We start from the raw sequence: 17,506 nt of genomic DNA on the forward strand, positions 1-17,506 counted from the left end.
TTATTTGCCTTTCTTTTTCCTGAACTGGCTGGCATATAGACCATTAATTTCCACAGCTTTATCAACCCATCCTGCGTATTCGTTTTTTCTTCCTGTTGACAAAGTTACAAGCTCCATCTCAGAAGGCATGTCAATTGATAGCATTTTCTCAGACATTAGGTATTGATTTTCTTTGTCGTTTTTATACAAATAGTGCATCATAGCCCAATAGTAGCCTTTCATCATAAAATAATAGTCATTGTCTTTCCTGTTAATAATATCCTCGGCACATTTATACAACCTTTCAGCACCTTCAAGGAATTCTGGTATGACAATAAAATCTGCATTGAATCCTCCTTTAGCATTTGCTATACCACCTACGAGAATAGTCCAAAATCTGCGATCATTAATTTGAGTGATATATTCAGGAGAAGCCTCTGCTGCTAACTTACAAACCGAATCGGCTTTCTCGAAATAGCTGACTCTTTGTTCAGTAGTTAAAGTAGTATCTACTCCTAGATAAGTATATGCTGTAATTAGTTGGTTATAGTGAGCATACTCTACAGGTCGTCCAAGACTCCTACGGTATTGCTCAAACTCTGAGAATTTTTCTATGCTTTTGTCATATTGCTCTGTCTTATTGTAGCAATTGACAAGATCCAAATTCGTGTTCATTAATTCTGTAGTATCCTTGACCATTTCTAATTCTTTATTATAAGCGTCTATCGCTTCGGTATATCTTTTCTTTTCTTCATATGCCTTAGCAATGAACTTATAATCATTAAAACTAGGCTGCAGAGTATCTGTTTGTTCAAAGAACGTCTCGCTCATTTTTATCACCTCGTCCCATTTCTCGTATCTGCCTAAATTCCATAGCTTTGCTCTAAGGAGTGGGGGGTAATTGGGAAATTTTTCTAGGCCTTTATTTGCAATGTTTATTCCGTAATCCTCTTTTGGGAAGCTTCTGTAGTATTGGAAAACTAGAATCGCAAAGTTGTTCCAGTGAGCTGCTGATAGTTCGTTCCTTTCACCGGCTTTCTCATAGTATTCTGCAGCATCAAGAAGGAAGTTCTTGTCTTTTTTAGCAAGAATATCTTCGTAGTATCGTGCTGCATCCAAATAACCAGGATAGTCTGGTAATTTTTTCTTTAATGCCTCGAGCTCTTCGTCAATGGTAGCAACAGACAGCGTGTCATTATAGTGTTTATATTGTGCTTGCAGTCTTACCCATAGCATATATGGTTCTGCGCTATTTGGCATCAATATCTTTGCACTATCAATTTTGATTTTACATTTTTCGAGAAGTTCTGGCTTAATCTTCAATTTGTTTGGATCACCATTTTCATAGTACCATGCCATAGAATGGAAAAGTCTTGCTTCACTAAGATATGCCTCAGTATATTCTGGGTGCATCTTCTTTAGCGCACTATATCTTCTTTCTCCATAGACCTCATTATTATATATGGTATAAAAGGATTCTGCAATAGAATCCATAAGTACTGGATCCCAACCAAACTTCTCACACTGGATGTCAGCAAAATTCATTATGTCATCAGGAGTGTCTTTGGTCCTGTATTTCAAGATTGAGTCCATAGCAATCTTTGATGCTTTTAGACTTGCCTCGTATTCTGGTGTGTTCTTCTTAATCTTTTTGCTTGTCTTAGAGGAAACTGTAGTTTTTACAGCTACTTTTGGAGATGCTTTTTCGCCTTTCTTTGCCTTCTCTTTCTTTGCTTTTGGCTCCTTAGCCTTCTTCTCCTTCTTTGGCTTTGTAGCCTTAGCCTCCTTCTTGGCATCATCCTTCTGCTGTACATCCTGAGCGATGACAGCGGTGCTCACCATGGCGAGCAACAAGAAGCATATATATAATCGTTTCATCATTGTCATGACTGTTTTAAATGTTAGAATCCTGTAATTGCATTAGAACTGATACTGCAGACCGAGGTCAAGCATCTCAAATGTTCTCAGACGTCCCATCTTCACTGTTTTGAGATCCTCCATGAGTGGCACTAAGTATATCTGTGGAGATAGTGTTATGCCAATATGCTTGGTCAGATGAGCCGAGAGCTTCACACCGCCGTTTAAAGCAAATAGTGTGCCCTTGGGATCTTGTAATGTGGTTTTAGCCTCGTGGTATTCACGAAGATTCTCGTTTATGTCAAGCTCTGAACTCTGTTTTATGTGAAATGCTATGCCAGGGCCGAAGAATAGGTCGAGGTTGAACAGACGGCTGCCCTTTGAACCTACGCTACGATAACCGCAAAGTGCATTGGTGAGGTTAATGTCATAGTCCAGAGCTGCGAAGCCAATTCGGTTTGTGTAGTGCCATAGTCCATTTCTGATGGCAGGCTTCTCATTTGGCAGCTCTGTGTTATAATCCTTGAACGCAGAGTAGTCTGATGTTGAGAAACTAAAGAAGGCAAAGCCTAGACGAACAGCCGATGTCTTGTTCAGACGGTATTCCAAAAAGCCGTTATAGTTGTAGTTAAACGGTTTCTTTCCTTTAAAGCGTGATTCCGACATGATGAGGTTCATGCCTGCACCCAGACCTACAGCGAAACGACTCATCGTGCTGTCATGGTCAATGGCATATTTGCGATATCTCTTTTCTATCAGTGCTGACGTTACACCAATGTTCACACCATAAGAGTTGTCACTGAAATTCTGTGACCAGTTCTTGTTTCTGTATGGAATGTTATACACGTTGTGCATGTAGCGTGGTTCAAGGAATATCTGAAGCCCGTCTGTAAGACGATACCACAGATGCAGTCCAACCGTGTAGGACTCACTCCAGCAGTGGAGCGATGGCGAATCCTTATGTTTGATGAACCATCCTAAGCCTGCACCACCGGTGATGTAGGCTCCGAATGGTGCATCCCAACGGAAGCTCTTAAGCATGCCAAGAGGATTAACCATTGCCTCTACACGTCCGCCGACATATAATGAACTGAAAATCTGTTCGTAGTAACGATAGCCATTATTGCCAACCACATACTTCTTTGCCCAGTCAGAGTGGCGGGTCATGACAGATCCGCGTATTCCGATGGCAGGTGAGAACCATTTGCCTACGCTCAGCGCAACCTCATGACCCATTGTCTCCATCAAGCTCATGTTGGGTATATCGTTGACAATGGGACCACCGGCAAACTCGAATATCCATGGTTTCTGCCATGAATAGAGGTGAAGTGAGTCCGATGTAATGTTATTAGGATTCTTTTCCTTCGATTCATTTATCATACGGTGCCGTTTGGCGCGTGTCAGATGGTTATCGAAGTAATAGACCATGTTCATGTTAAGTCCGTATGTAACGTCATATCGGCGCCAGTTCATGTTTCCGCTGAAGTCAATGTCGTCAGAGGCAAGCTCGCAGAACGGCTCTATGTTAACCATACCATGAGGTCCTGTATAGAATCTGAACTGCAAGCCGCCATGTATCTCAACAGGTGTGGCTTTAATGCCTGTTCCACGCATAAGGGCACGGTGCATTCCCACACCGAGAAGTGTAGATATGTTTACTGGTCGTGTAGGCTTATATCCGCTAGCGTATGAACTCAAGTCGAAGCTATGGTCCAGTGTCAGTCCCCATCTGAGGTATAGCCTGTCTTTGTTCTGCTGATAGCCTATAGCGCCCTGGCCAAGCATTCTTAGGGAGTGGTATGGCCCGAACTGTTTGCCAAATCCAAGATGGAATGTTGTCAGTGTATTGAACTTATAATACTTATTTGGTGGTGCAATCTCCTCGGCACCGAGTCCCATCTGTATGAACATGTCCTTATACCACTTGCCTTTGTCTATGGTGTCGCCTTGAGCAAGGTAACGATGGTCCATGACGTAGTTCATGGCATTTAGTGAGCGTGCGCTGTCTGAAACGAGATTGCGCTTTTTACGAAGACTGTCAGGCACTGCAAATGGGTTGTCCTCCTTTACAGTGTCTCTTTGTTCAGCGGTAAGTATGGGCTGCGAAAATTGTCCGTACACATATGTGTGCGGAACTGTACTCATGAATAGTATTATTATAAAAACTAAGCTATGTGTATTCCTTATTGTCATCGTAAAAATATCACGGTTTCATTTAATAGCTATGCTACTCTGCTTCTGTATTTTTCTCTGTCGGAGTAGTTGCTTCTGCCTGATTCTGTACTTTCTTGAGAAGGGCAGCGAATCCGAGTTCCTCAAGGTTATATCCTTTAGCCTCAAGTTTGTCTATTGCATCAGCAACTTCCTCGTCGTCTATTTCTTTACGTAAATCGAAAATTTTTCTATATACAGGAACAAATGCATTTTTGTATGGATACGTTTTTCTAATCTCATCAATAACGTGGCCTTCGTTAAAGTAATAACGCATCAAGTCATTCTTACCTCTTTGGGCTTCCATGTCAAATGCGTGTTGAAAATACCCGAGATAGTGCCCCATCCTCTTTAGGTCTACTTCTCCAAAAGTATCCATATCAGCATCGTCTAATTCCAAATCAGCCTGTCTGTCTGTCTTTTTTGACCAGAGTATGCCTTTTAAATACCATTTAGTCGGTTTGCCGTCGTCCATTAAATCTACCCAATATTCTGCTTCATCCTCTTTGCCTAATTCTTCTGGAAGTTCAGTGTATAATATAGCACGGTTGTCAATACCTGAATTCTCTATGAACTCCTGAGCGGCTTTAAAGTCGCGCTCTTGTTCATCGGTTCTATTCTTGTTAGGTAGTTGTTCCTTGAAGTTTACGAAATGTTCAAGTCTTTGAACACCTTCTTTTACTTCATCATTATATGTGTTAATGTCTTGCTTGAGCATCTGAAGCATCTGCTTTGCTCTTTTTATTTCCTGTAGTTTGAAGAATGCAACAGCTTGATTCAATATGAACTCAGGGCGATTAAGTCTTATTTTGGTTTGGGTGTTGAAGTCTAAAAGCATGTCGTAATTAACAGACATCGTATCATTGATAACAGCCTTTAATATCGTTGTGTCAGGATCGATTCTGTTTTGTACGACAGCCATCTGGTTGATAACGTATGGAGCAATCTTAATCATAAGATTATCTTCCATTTTCACCAATCGATTATAAATATTTCTCGTAAGTTCCTCTATCTCAAGGCTGTCTTTCTTGTCTTTGTTTATTTCAAAGCGCTCTATTAGTTTATCAAAAACATTATAGTAATCACCCCATGACAAAGGCTTCTTCTTGTTCTGCATGTATGCAGTTAATGCTTCATCTGGTGTCTTAACATGTTCGCGTAATGAACGATAAGTGAATGTCATCTTACGTTCATTTACCATCTCAGGCAAAATGATTTCTTCATACATGGGCAAAGCCTGTATAGCTTTGTCACGTTCCCTGTAATCTTTGTCTTTACTACTACACTTTGACAATGCATCGCGAATGGCTGTAGCAGCTTCCTGTTTTGCCGTATTCTCCTCTTTTTTTGCTTGCAGTTCTAATTCATTTGCTGTCTCCTCCCATGTGAATACATGTGAGCCTGTATTCATCTTTCTCCCTCTTGGCATGTGAATCATTGATGCTGCTGTAGCTGCTCTCTTTTGCGCCAGAGGTCCATTAATTGCCATACCGCCCTCAGGTGAGTTAGAAACGAACAGTTCTGCACCGAGTAGATCTTCTACCTGTCTTAATTCTTCATTCAGGTCGTAGAACTTTCCTGCGTATGTCGAGTCTTCTTCAAGTTCTGCCTTACCGACTTTAAACTTGAAGTCAAGATTCTGCTTTACACTATCAACACCCATCTCTGGCTCCTCATAGAATTCACTTCTGTCTAGGGCCAAGGGCGCTTCTGCAACGCTGAAATCCAGAAATTTTAACGGCTGTATTCGTAGGCACGTCCCCGGATTGTCTTTCTTATAATAGCTGTGGTGATAGTCTTCAAGCGAATATGTATAGGGGCCGCGATATTTCCTTTTTTTGTCTGGCTTCTTATATATTACTACCGTCTCAATAGTCTGTTCTTCACCAGCCTTAAGTACCTGGGTAGAATCGTATCCTATTGCTAAAGGATCATTTTTCGCATAATCATAACCTTTGCGTTTTATTTGAAGCTTGTGGTAATCTTCTCCTTCAAAGACTTTGGGAGAAAGATATGCAACTGTGTCGTCAGAAACGCAATCAACAGCATATATTTGGAAGATTAGTCGTGAATCGTCTTTAGCCAATCTCTTTGGTATATATGCTTTAACTTTGAATCTCTCAAATCCGTCATTGAAATCAATAACTGAGACCTCGTCATACTTCTTGCGCTTTCTTTTTTTTGTTTTCTCAGTTGCGGGGATTCTCATTACGTTTACAGTATCTGAATAGTAAGTCTTACCATTCACTACTTCAAACATCTTGTATGCGTCAAAGTCGGTTGTGATATACACTACCGCCATTCCTGGAATAACTGCTGGATATGTAACTTCGCCAGTCTTTCTGCTTTTTTTCCTTTTGAAAGTTTCTTTGATAAGTCTTTCTAGGGCTTTGACTTTCTTGTCATCATAGTCGTTTAAACCAGATGATTGGTTCTTCTGTATAGTCCTTATAATATCTCTTCCTTTTGCTACAGATGAGACAAGTGTACAGTAAGCCACCTCTGTAGTATCAGTATTATCATATTTGTTGTGTATTCTAAGCTGGAATGTAGCCTCGAACTCTTGTGCTGATACAGTATTGGGCATGATTGCAAACAATAAACCAGCAAACAGACCAATGAGTAACTTAGTGCATTTCATAACAGTAATCTATATTGTGTATCGTGGATATTCTATTTAAAGATGTATGTCACGGAGACGCCCATGCGGGTGGGCATGATTACCGTGCCGCGTGCGTTGGCAGTAGCCATGCCGTGGTTGTATTCCGTTTCAAAGAAGTCGCCAGTGAAGTATTGCTTCTGGCGGTAATAGTTTATACCAAAGCCAGAGTGAACGTCAATGTTCAGGCGTTTGGTTAGGTTAAACACGTAGCCGAACGTTAGTCCGGCACCTGCGGAGTTGCCGCGATAGATTTCACGCCCCCATGTGATGTCGTATTTCGACAAGTGGGCGCCGATGCCGAAGAACCATCGGCTCATGGCACGTCCGGAGAAATAATGGCGCAGCTCTGGCTGCACTCCCCAGGCACTGATCTCCTTGCCCCAGGGGTTTTTAACGAAATAGGCCTGGCCGCCCAAGGTGGTACGCTCCATGAAATGACTGCGACCAAGATCCATCTCCAGACTAATATTGGGCATCATCAAGACATCCATCAACACGTCGGTGCCAACGGCTAACTGTTGTGCCCATATTCGCTGGGCACCGCAGAGGGTTATGATGACGGCAAGGAGTATTCTTTTCATTGCTTTTGTTTGTGAAAGGATATGCCGCCATGTCTAAGATGGCGACATATCCTGATAGTACATTATGCGTCGTTGAGCTTCATGGTTAGTTCAGCTCAAGTTCTTCAGGTAGCGTTTCTGGTATCCAGTTGTCAAGTACGGCGTTAACCTTTATCTCCTGAGGTCCGGCAATACCCATCTTCACATTATAGATACGGCCTGCTTTGTAGTCCGAGTGATTGATCATGATGGGGTCTGACTTCATGAGCGTCGACGTGTGGTTGACATCGTCGTTGATGCGGAGCACAATGTTGACGTAGTAAGTGTCGTTGACAGTATGACCTGTAGGTATGGGCAGCATGACAACATTACCCACGTTGATAATCGATTCGGGCTGCGTCTGACTGATGCGCTTCTCAAACTCTGCCTCTTCGGGAATGGGTTTCACGAGGAGACTGTCGATGAGGTCGTAGCCCCATTCGGCTTCGAATGTGCCGGAATTTTCGGGATCGATGCGGTCAGCCACGGTGAGGTAGCCCTTACTTGGCACGCCCAACACCTGAACCTTGACGATGCTCATCTTCTTGGCACCAGTATAGTCATTGGTTCCCTCAAAGTCAGGCAGACCATAAATCTGGAACTGGAAGGCCATGAGCTTGTGTTCGAAATGCAACTCCGGCAGCACGTAGTTAGTGCGGCGGAAATACTTGGCACAGTAGCGAAGACGGTTGATGTCATCATCTTCGGCATAGCCCAGACTCTTTCCCCAAATGACATCCTTCTCACCGTCAAGTTCGGTGATGGTAGCTATACGTCGATCGCTGTCGGAATAGATGTTCTCTGGCTTAGCGTATGGATAATAGCCAAAGAATTGGTAGGCATACCAGTTGTTGAACGGGTATAAGCGAACCTCTCCGTCTTTCCAATTAATAGATGTCGACGTATAATCATCACCAGTCTTTTCTGCGGTAGCCACGGCACATTCATTGTCGAGCCATACGTAGCGATGAGCCTGGTAGGTCTCTCCTGTAGGATTGTACCATGTGTCCACCTCTGGAGCGATGATGTTGACGCCCGTCTTGTGGGTTGCCAGCATGAAGATACCCAAAGAATCAGCATCGAAGAAGTCAGTTGACACATTGCCATTCTTCTTGTTGTAGATGATGGCTCGTGTGGCAGAAGCTCCTGATGACAGGAGTATCTCCACGTCGCTGACACCTTCAGTGTAGGTCGTGCTCATGTCGGGGTCGGTCACGGCAGCAGCCTCTGCAGCCAGTTCGGTGATTTCGTCACCGGAGCAGGCAGCGAGAGCCAACGCCGTCATGAATACACTAATCAGTTTCTGATACTTCATACTTTGCTTTTAAATGTAACGTCTTGAAGATTGTAAATGAATGGGAACGGAACATTAGTTGGTTGTCCAGTTGTCCTGCTCGTTAACATCGATGTCGCCACCGTTTGTCCAAGGCTCGAGCTTAGTCTCAACAGTGACAATCTTATGACCGAAGATGGTAAGACGCACGTTGTAAGAGGTGCTGATCTTTGCATATGTGTGGTTTGCAGGAATCTTGATGTTACCCTCTACGTAAGAAGCATAGTTGGGGGTTGAGAGAGATGTTCCGTTGGCCAAGTCCTCGTTGATGTAAACGCGGATCTTATAGACAGAATCGCTGGGGTTTACCATTAGGGCCTCACCGAACTTTGTGAAGACATTCTCTAAGATGGGCTGGTCAGCATCGAGTTTAACGAGATTCACGCTGTCCGCATTGACGCCTGGTGTGGTGTCGCGCTGCTTCATCTTCAGCCAAGCACCACCAGAGACAACGTGGTCGAGGTCGCCCTCATAGTTAGCCTCATAGACGATGGGGTCCCAAACTATACGTGAAGAATCAAGAGGATGATCAAGGGCATCAGCATATGCCAGTGTCATAGTTGGTTTGTTCTTAGAGAAGATAGCGATAGAGTCAACCTTCACGTTGGCTGCTGTCACTTCGTCACCTGCCTGAATCTCTACGGTGAAGCGAGTGAGCATGTGCTGGAAATTAAGCATCGGGTAGATGTTATGACGAGAAGACCAAGCAGAGAACGAGTTGTTCAGCTCTGTTGCATCAGTCACATCTGTGCCATCTCCTTTTATAGCCGATGACTTAGCGAGCAGCACGTCCTGTGAACCATCGATGTCAAACTTCACTGTCAGAGAGTCGCCATCGTAAGAGAATGTTGCCGGGTTGTAATTGTTCACGATGGTTACTGAATCATCGGCACGATAGGCGATGAATTCATAGGCCTGCTTAGCCTCGTTTGGATAGTAACGAATCAGCTTGTCATAGGGGGCTGCAGCTGTAAGCTGGTCAATAGCCTTGGCAGACATACCTGCATGACCCTGAGAAATCAGAGAGTCGTTGTTAAAGAGGGCAAAAACATCAGCTGGCGTGTTGTCACTATACTTCAAGTCGTTAGTGGCGAGGTTGAAAGTAAGTGCACCTTTTGTACCGTCATTCATGGCATGCTTGAACATAAACATGCGGAATGCCTGTCCTTTCCAGTTGTGGTCGAGGTCGTCATTAGTGCCGTTCTTTACGCCACCAACGGTACCTGTACCCTTGGTCATGATAGTCGATACGTTGCCAAGACCAATCTTGATAACTTCACGACCGTCGAGATTCTGCTGAGCTGCGGGATTCTGTCCCTCATCAGCAATCACTACGTCGTCTGACGTACAGCTTGCGAACAAACCTGCTGCTGCAAGCGCAAAAAACATAATTTTCTTCATGTTTTTAAAGTGTTAGTGAATAAAAAAGTTAATTAAAAAGTTAATTCGTAATGTTTGTTTCTTGTTTCTTTTCTTGTTTCCTCCTATTTTGATTAATAATTACCAACCATCGTCAACGACTTCGGTTGAACCTCCGTCTTTCCACTTTTCGAAGGCTGTATATACTTGAATGCCCTTTTGGCCGAAGACGGCAATGCTTACCACATAGCGCTGGCCTGGCTGGAACCACTTGTTTTTAACATTGTTAAGTTCGATGTTCTTTTGAGATATCTTAGAGAACGACCACTCCTTTGGACTACCTTCCTTCTTTGCCGCTTTCTGCTTATAGTGGATGCGCATCTCGTATATGGTGTCGCATGGCAGAATGAGACCTCTTCCAACATCTTTGCTGGACTGATCATACCATTCCCCTTTGGCATTCTTGTCCCACTTTACGGTGTAACCGCCTACGTCGATTTTGTTACCAGACTCATCAACGGGAAACTCCAGATCCTCTGCAGGGAAATTGAGGTTACCCCAGTCGGGCGTACCATCGAACCATACCTTCGGTTTGCTTTTAGAGGGATCCTGAGTGGCAATGGTCATGTGACCGTTGTGGCGGAATAATACTTCTATCTTCTGAATCACTATATCGTCTGCTGTGGCATCGCCTGGGTAAATTTTGAATTTCAGCTGCGTAAGCTGATGTTCCATTCTGATATATGGGTGAATGTCGCGGTCGGCAGAAAACTTGCTATAGCCGTTGCGGATGACGCTGCGCTCGTTATCAGAGAGCCTTTTGTTCTGATTGGGGTACCACGTGTCAAGAACATCCTTGAGTGGCGGTGCCATACCGCACATGATGTCCTGTGTGCCGTCGATGCTGATATCATACCAGATGCTGTCCCGTGTACGGTGGACATTGCTGTTAAGCACACGGTTCTTGTCCAGCTCATCAATATAGTAGGCGAAGAAGTTGTAAGGGGCCTCCTGGTGACGATCGCTATAGTAGCATACATGATCCATGATCTGGTCATAGGTGATGAGTGTGTCCTCCTTCAAATCCTCTGCGGTGTATTTCAGCTCACCTGACGAACCTGGACGTACGAAGGTTCTCAGGCCAAGTGTATAGTCATCGCCGTCGATAAGACAGTCGGCAAAATCTGGGTCGTGAGGGTAGCCTGTGGCATAGGCACTCTTAGTCAGGTCGGCATAACTTGTCAGCTCGCCCTGGGTGTTGCGCCCGTCACGGAAGGCATAGATATAGACAGCTCCCTTGGAGTATTTGCTGAGGTCTTCAGGAGGGAACTCTCCCATGCCGCGCGTTGCGGTGACTGTGAAAAGGTCCTGCTGGTTGATGAAGAGTAGCACCGGCGTACGGTTTGCCGTACTGTCGCTGTTCAGGTCGTGGATGTTGGCCTTCGTCTCTTCCAAAATCATAGTAGGGTAGGACTCCGTGCATGCCATGAACGCAGTCGTGGCAAGCGCGGTGAGTACTGTCTTTATGTAGTATGTCTGTTTCATCAGATCATTAGTTTTTTCTTCTTTCTTAATTCATCGTCGTTGGGACGGTTGACGGTTTCTATATCGATTATGTACTATATATGATATGGGTTCACTGATATACTGTCCATGCGCCATACATCGATACCGCCCTTGTCGTCTGTTGACTCCATGATACTCTCGCCGTTGACCTTCATGTCGGCCTTAATATCAAGCTTCAGCGACGGCTTTGTCTTCTTGGCGTGCTTGTTGTCTTCAGCAACATCAAGGGATGGGGTTGCAGCCAGAGTGTTAAAGAGGTTAATCTTTCCTTGTATCTTTTTACCCCTTCGCTCTTTAGTGCCATCAGGATTAATTTTCCCATCAGGATCCTCGACACTACAGAATATCATTACCTGCATGATACCAGCTCCCATATAGATGGTTGGTAAACGGCTGGGCAGAATGCCGGGGATGTGAATCTCGGCATGGCAGCGCACCGACTTGGCCTTCTCATCGTCATTAATTTTGTCGGTGGGGAACATCATCTTATTGGTCTTCTCAAGTTCAACATATCCTGTGGCGATGTTGAAGGCGCTGGGAATGCCCGATATCTCGCCGAACACTGAATCTACTGTGAAATATTGGAGTGTATTGTTCTTGGTCTTAAACTCCTTGGCGATATTGAAGTAGATGTCTATCTTCTGCGTGAGATCGTGTGGACGGAAACGCAGGGCGTATGTTTTACCCTCATCAATCTCCATGTTTGACAGTGAATCGAAGTAGATTGGTGACGTGGCATATTGGATGTACTCTGAGTAGTAGTTGTGGTCTGTCCAGCTTGGAATGCGGAACTTCAGTAGCGTGTCGTTGCGCTCGTAGGTGCGGTAGTGAATGATAATGTCCTCCTTGGGCATCTCTGGCTTCTCTACGTATTCTCGCACACTGCTGTTAATCAATTCATCGTTCTCCATATTGAACGTGAAGAACTTATATGTGCCTTTAGGAATCCAGAAACTGTCCATCAAAGAGTCAGCAGGGGTGAATGCGGGCGTGCCAGCGGGGTTTGGGGCTACGAAATAGCCTTTGCCGTTGTATGAGTTGACGGATATCGGTGTCTTCTTCATGTTGACGATACGGTTGGCAATGACTAGCATATTGTTCGGTATTGATGCTTTGGTGCCTCCCCAGTCATACTTGAAAGACACGCCAACCGTGTGTGGATGCTCGTCTCTGTCGCATAGCTCCACGTCAGTCTGACAGGCAATGACCAGCAGCAGGCATGAGAATAAGAATAGTGATGTGAAACGCTTCATTCGTCACCTCCTTTCTCCTCGCCTTCTGTGGCAGGGGTCTCTGTCGGCTGCTCCTCAGGGGATTCCTTTGTTTCCTCAGGAGCTTCGGGGTCAGTGGGGGTGACGGGTTCAGTGGGCTCAGTAGACTCAGCTGGGTCTATGGGCTTATTGGGTTCAGTGGATTCTATGGGGGTAGTGGGCTCAGTGGGAGTGGGGGGGGCAAGATTGGTTGGTGTTGCACCCTCTGAGGTTTCTGCGCCTTTTCCCTTTTTAGCCGCTTTCTTGGCAGCTGCCTTTTGCTTTTTCTGCTCTTTCTCTTGCTGAGCCTTCAGCTTTTCCTCTTCTTTGGCTTTCAGCTTGCTTGCTTGCTCTGCCTCAGCTTTCTTCCTTGCCTTCTCGTCTTCGGCGGCCTTCTTCTCCTGGCTCTGCTTCAGGAACTCAGGATATACCTTTTGGAATACCTTGTCGAAGTAATTCTGGATAGAGTCTATACGTTCCTGCTCCTTGCGGACATCCTCTGCCTTTTCTTCCCAGCTCTTAAGGCTGTCGTCAAGAGCTTCACGATACTTCTTATCGACATCGTAGCGCCAGCGATAGCGTTCAGGCAGCTGGTGCTTAGCGTCCTTGGTGAAGCGATAGACAAGTGCGAGGCGCAATTCGTTGATCATTGGTATTGGAGACAGATGCCATGAGCCCGTTGAAAGGCGATGGTAACAATTGCTCTCGCGGTTGTGTTCAAATTTGTCGTAGCGGGTGAAGTAGAGACCTCCGCTGATGCCGAGATCCATGTCAAGAGCATTGCCGTTCTTGAACTGATAAAGAGGTTTCACTATGCCATAGAGGAAGCCTGCACCAACAGACGAACCCTGCTTGCCCTCTTTTGCGAGGAGCAGAGAGAAGTTGTTGTATGCCACGTATGCACCCCTATAATAAGTGGTGTTGGGATGCTTTAACGTGTCTCTTCTACATGAAAATAGCTTCTTCAATATGTTGGTGTTCTTAGGAAAAGGAAGATATTGCTTCCTGTTCGGTTCCTCTTTTTTCTTTTGGGCGTCCTCTTTGCTATATAAGCGCGTGCGCCAATAATAGCGCACCTCGCCACGGATCTCCGAGAAGTTATAGACCATTGATGGCTTATAGGTGTGAGAGTTTTGCCAGTTTCCTCTGACTTTCAGTCCAACCGACCAACGGTTCCATGTAACGCTCGACAGGTCGTACTCCACGCTAATGTTTGGCAGCAATAGCGTCCAGTCTACCACGTTGGTGCTCACCGATAAGCGCTCCAACACGCCTAACGTGTCGGGCTTGTCGAGAACTTCGTGGTTTATCTGCGCCTTTGCGTGATTAGCAGTAAGGAGCATGACTATGATGAAAGCTATATGCTTTATGTACTGTCTCACGAGAATCGTTGTCTATATTTCTCAAATCAAAGTGCGAAATTAGTCAAATTTGTTTTTTTTGCCAAAACCGCACTTCTTTTAATATTAATATTTATTTTCTTTAACTAACAGGTGGAAAATGGTTAAGGAGTGTTATGCTCTATAAACTTCTTCCCATCTCTTATATATAGTGTGCCCTTGGTGGGCGTTGATACTTTCTGTCCCTTGAGATTGTATATGGCTGTCGCGTTGCCGGCAGTGGGCTGTAGTTCATTTATGCCGGTGACTTGAGTCCATTGATGTATGGCCAGCTGGCGTGAAGGAGCAATATTTCCGCCATTGCTCTCTATGTAAGCGCGGAAAGCTGGTTTGGTTACTAACGTTGTGTTCAGTTCGAAGGTTATACCCTCATCGTTAAGCATGTAAATATTGCTGTGCTCCTCTCTGTAGGTGGATCCCATGAGATTGTATTCCGTACCATTATCGGCGAAAGGACTGCTGCTTTGGAACGTGGTGGGCGTGCCTACGAAAGTGATATACTTACCAGTGAGATCCCAAGCACTGCCCCATCTGTTTCCGGGAACTGCCACTATATAAGGCTTGTTGGCGCGTATTTCATTAGCGTAGTCGAAATAGAGGGTGTTGTTATAGTCGCCCTCGAAGCTCTTCACCCAGAAATCCTTACCACTGTCTGTAGCAGATGTGAACCACTGTATGTGGTTGCCTTCACACTCTACGTAGTCCACGTCGAAAGGCACGAAGAGCGTGCTCCATCCACCGGTACCATCAGCGCCGGTATGGAAGACGCGTGTATATCTAACTGCGTTGGCATTGAAGGTTAGCGGACTTACGAAATCATAACCATCGATTAGCTCAAGGGATTCGCAGACTCCATTGCGGATGATATTGCAATACTCCAATCCTGTGGGGAGTTCTGTGTCGGGGTTGACGATATAGAGGGTGTTGGGATTAATGTTTGGCGTGACGCTGGTGAATTCGAAACCACTCAAATCTACCGCAGTTACCTCATCGGTTACGGTGATATGGTCAGAGGCATCGACGACCTCAGAAGTGCCGTCAGCATGATAGAGCGTAATAGTACGGTCGGGTATAGCGACTGTATAGTCATAGAAGGCCTCGTAGTCGTGATCTCTGTCGTATGTTCCCTCATTCTTGTAAAAGACAATGAACCAGTAATTACCATTGGTGAGGTCAGGCACGTCAACATCTACTGTCTTAGTCTCGCCTGCAAAGACACGAATATTGGCGAAGTAACTATCCTTGTAATACCAACTTTTCTTTAAATTGTCAACCGGGTTCAGCGTGTACACTAGTAACTGGTCGAGGTAGTCGTTGGCGCCGTTGTTGGTTACGGTGAGACGTAGATGAGCTGTACCGCTGTGGATAACCTTGTTGGCATCGGCATTGGTGATAACACCGCTAATGGCGAGATCGTACGCCTTTGGAGACTCAATGGTGATGTTCTTCTCAGCTATGACTAACTCTTTCACTACGCGCAGGCCATTTTCGAAAGAATAATAGCGGTGTACAAGAGAGAGGGTCTTGCTTCCGGCAGACTCCGGCTGATAGTACATACTCAGCGTCTGACTCGAACCGGCATTACTCTCATAGACACGAGCACCAACATCCTCACCGTTCTCTCTGAGGTATAATGTTCCATTGAAGAAGGGACCATTGTTCTGAATCCAGCTGATAACTTCCACATTGCCGCCCACCTCAAGATTGCCGGTAACCTCAATAAAGCCTGTGAGATTGACAGTTGGCGACGTGAGCGTCATCTTGTTGTCTGCTATGACGGCATCGATATAATAACGGTCATAACCATGGTTGAGCATCCACTCACCATTGTCGGACTCGCGACTGATGTTGTAGATGGTGTAATGACCATCAGGCAACGTCAAATTGTAGCTAAGATGCCTGACTGCATAGCCCCAACCGGATTTAATATTATCCTGACCATAGTTCACGATAACACTGTTCTCGCCATCGTGGCTCTTGTCATCAACATAGATTCCTATGTTGAATTTATGATCACTACCCGTCTGGTTGTAAATGCTAGTGTAATAACTTAGAAGATAGCTGTCGCCACTCTTCTCAACGACCGACTGCTCGGCTTCCATGGCAACAGTACTGAGTGCGAAAGACTCTGTTGCTATTTCGCCAGTATTGGGCTGCATGCCTATGATTGCTGCTTGTCCGAAACTGTAGCCGTCGGTGCTGGAGCTGGCACCTATGCCGCTGTTGCTTTGTGGATCGAGAATTGAGAGGAGGAAATAGTTGTTGCAACTGCCACCCCATCCCCAGTTGACGTGGAAGAGACCGTCGTGGCCGTATCCGTCTATGACGAAGGCATGACCACCGCCAGTGCTGCTTCCGCTGTAGAAGACCGGGCGATTGGCGGCCAGTTCTTGGTAGATAATAGCATCCCAGTTGCCCGCAGTGTAGTCATCACGATTGGCCAATACAGTGGCATCATCATAGTCAAAGAAAAGCTTGGCTGCCGAAACAACATCGTCGGAGTATGCACCACTCTCATTTGGAGTGTAGTCCATCATCACGGAGGCACCGCATAGCTTCATGAGTGTAGCTACGGCGTTCTTCTCCGCTGCACTCTCACTGCCGTTGTAGCTGTCTTTCATGTTTGCCCAGTCAATAGAGGTCGGCACGATGGAATCGACGTTTATACCGAGTTTCCGGGTCGTGTAGCCTGGAATAGTTGCGGTAGTGCTGGCAGGATAGCGATGATAATATAGCACCTGTGCCATGGCGGTAGCCACACAACCTGTTACGGAACGCTTGTCGTTATAAATGGGACACAAGTCGTTATAGGGCGAACCTTGATTCCATGTGCATGTAAGCAGCGGCGCAATGGAGGCAAGGGTGACCTTTTTCTTCACGGCACGAGCGTTGGGATGGCGCTCCAAAAAGGTCAGCTGTCGGTCATACTCCTTCAGCCATTGCCGCATATTAGAAGGCATGTTGTCTTCGTCGAAAGAACCGCCGTCGGCATAGCCGAGAATAGACGGCGTCTCGTCGTTGCCACTGACGATGACAAAGCCCTCTTCACTGCCGATATTGAAGACATAGTAGTTTGCATAAGCATCAATACCCGGCTGCGATGGTTGCTGTGGAGCATGCTTGCGTGGTGCAAGGCGGACGGCAGCCTGACGGCTCAAGCCTTTCTGTGCGGCAAACTCAGTAGCTTTCTGCTGAGCCTGACGCATGCTCACGGGGCCGGCAAAGGTTACCGCGCATACGAGTAATAATATGTATAGCAATATATTGCGTTTCATGTTCATATCGACCAA

10 protein-coding genes are annotated in these 17,506 nt (G+C 45.5%); all 10 read right to left on the reverse strand.

Features of this window, described 5'->3' with window-relative positions; translation table 11 throughout:
* The 10 genes from M1L52_RS05640 to M1L52_RS05685 all read right to left on the reverse strand — a co-directional run bounded on the left by M1L52_RS05640 (position 1) and on the right by M1L52_RS05685 (position 17,491).
* Positions 1-1,860, reverse strand: a complete 1,860-nt coding sequence (locus M1L52_RS05640) for a hypothetical protein (RefSeq protein ID WP_248613962.1) — start codon at positions 1,858-1,860, stop codon at positions 1-3.
* A 39-nt stretch (positions 1,861-1,899) separates the two neighbouring features.
* The gene (locus M1L52_RS05645) at positions 1,900-3,981 is read right to left on the reverse strand and encodes a hypothetical protein (RefSeq protein WP_248613963.1); all 2,082 of its coding nucleotides are present in this window, start codon (positions 3,979-3,981) and stop codon (positions 1,900-1,902) included.
* Between the two features lie 82 nt (positions 3,982-4,063).
* The gene (locus M1L52_RS05650; RefSeq protein ID WP_248613964.1) at positions 4,064-6,688 is read right to left on the reverse strand and encodes a hypothetical protein; all 2,625 of its coding nucleotides are present in this window, start codon (positions 6,686-6,688) and stop codon (positions 4,064-4,066) included.
* Between the two features lie 32 nt (positions 6,689-6,720).
* A complete protein-coding gene (locus M1L52_RS05655; RefSeq protein ID WP_248613965.1) occupies positions 6,721-7,290 on the reverse strand; it encodes a DUF3575 domain-containing protein in 570 nt (189 codons plus the stop codon).
* Positions 7,291-7,375: 85 nt separating this feature from the next.
* Positions 7,376-8,623 carry a fimbrillin family protein gene (locus M1L52_RS05660; RefSeq protein WP_248613966.1) on the reverse strand — a complete coding sequence of 416 codons (1,248 nt, stop codon included), beginning with the start codon at positions 8,621-8,623 and terminating at the stop codon, positions 7,376-7,378.
* Positions 8,624-8,677: 54 nt separating this feature from the next.
* Positions 8,678-10,042: a hypothetical protein gene (locus tag M1L52_RS05665; protein ID WP_248613967.1), complete on the reverse strand. Its 1,365-nt coding sequence runs from the start codon at positions 10,040-10,042 to the stop codon at positions 8,678-8,680.
* A 99-nt stretch (positions 10,043-10,141) separates the two neighbouring features.
* Positions 10,142-11,545: a hypothetical protein gene (locus M1L52_RS05670; RefSeq protein ID WP_248613968.1), complete on the reverse strand. Its 1,404-nt coding sequence runs from the start codon at positions 11,543-11,545 to the stop codon at positions 10,142-10,144.
* Positions 11,546-11,619: 74 nt separating this feature from the next.
* Positions 11,620-12,819 (reverse strand): hypothetical protein, encoded by a 1,200-nt coding sequence (locus tag M1L52_RS05675; protein WP_248613969.1) that lies wholly within the window; start codon positions 12,817-12,819, stop codon positions 11,620-11,622.
* Positions 12,816-14,198 carry a DUF3575 domain-containing protein gene (locus M1L52_RS05680; RefSeq protein ID WP_248613970.1) on the reverse strand — a complete coding sequence of 461 codons (1,383 nt, stop codon included), beginning with the start codon at positions 14,196-14,198 and terminating at the stop codon, positions 12,816-12,818. The genes M1L52_RS05675 and M1L52_RS05680 overlap by 4 nt, the downstream gene beginning before the upstream one ends.
* Before the next feature lie 122 nt (positions 14,199-14,320).
* Positions 14,321-17,491 (reverse strand): C10 family peptidase, encoded by a 3,171-nt coding sequence (locus tag M1L52_RS05685; RefSeq protein ID WP_248613971.1) that lies wholly within the window; start codon positions 17,489-17,491, stop codon positions 14,321-14,323.
* Positions 17,492-17,506: the final 15 nt, after the last annotated feature.

The organism is Prevotella sp. E13-27 (assembly GCF_023217965.1).
Classification (GTDB): domain Bacteria; phylum Bacteroidota; class Bacteroidia; order Bacteroidales; family Bacteroidaceae; genus Prevotella.

Coding starts and splice junctions, on each gene's coding strand:
- M1L52_RS05650 (WP_248613964.1), bottom strand. CDS start 6,688: ATGAAATGCACTAAGTTACTCATTGGTCTGTTTGCTGGTTTATTGTTT.
- M1L52_RS05640 (WP_248613962.1), bottom strand. CDS start 1,860: ATGATGAAACGATTATATATATGCTTCTTGTTGCTCGCCATGGTGAGC.
- M1L52_RS05655 (WP_248613965.1), bottom strand. CDS start 7,290: ATGAAAAGAATACTCCTTGCCGTCATCATAACCCTCTGCGGTGCCCAG.
- M1L52_RS05675 (WP_248613969.1), bottom strand. CDS start 12,819: ATGAAGCGTTTCACATCACTATTCTTATTCTCATGCCTGCTGCTGGTC.
- M1L52_RS05645 (WP_248613963.1), bottom strand. CDS start 3,981: ATGAGTACAGTTCCGCACACATATGTGTACGGACAATTTTCGCAGCCC.
- M1L52_RS05665 (WP_248613967.1), bottom strand. CDS start 10,042: ATGAAGAAAATTATGTTTTTTGCGCTTGCAGCAGCAGGTTTGTTCGCA.
- M1L52_RS05685 (WP_248613971.1), bottom strand. CDS start 17,491: ATGAAACGCAATATATTGCTATACATATTATTACTCGTATGCGCGGTA.
- M1L52_RS05670 (WP_248613968.1), bottom strand. CDS start 11,545: ATGAAACAGACATACTACATAAAGACAGTACTCACCGCGCTTGCCACG.
- M1L52_RS05660 (WP_248613966.1), bottom strand. CDS start 8,623: ATGAAGTATCAGAAACTGATTAGTGTATTCATGACGGCGTTGGCTCTC.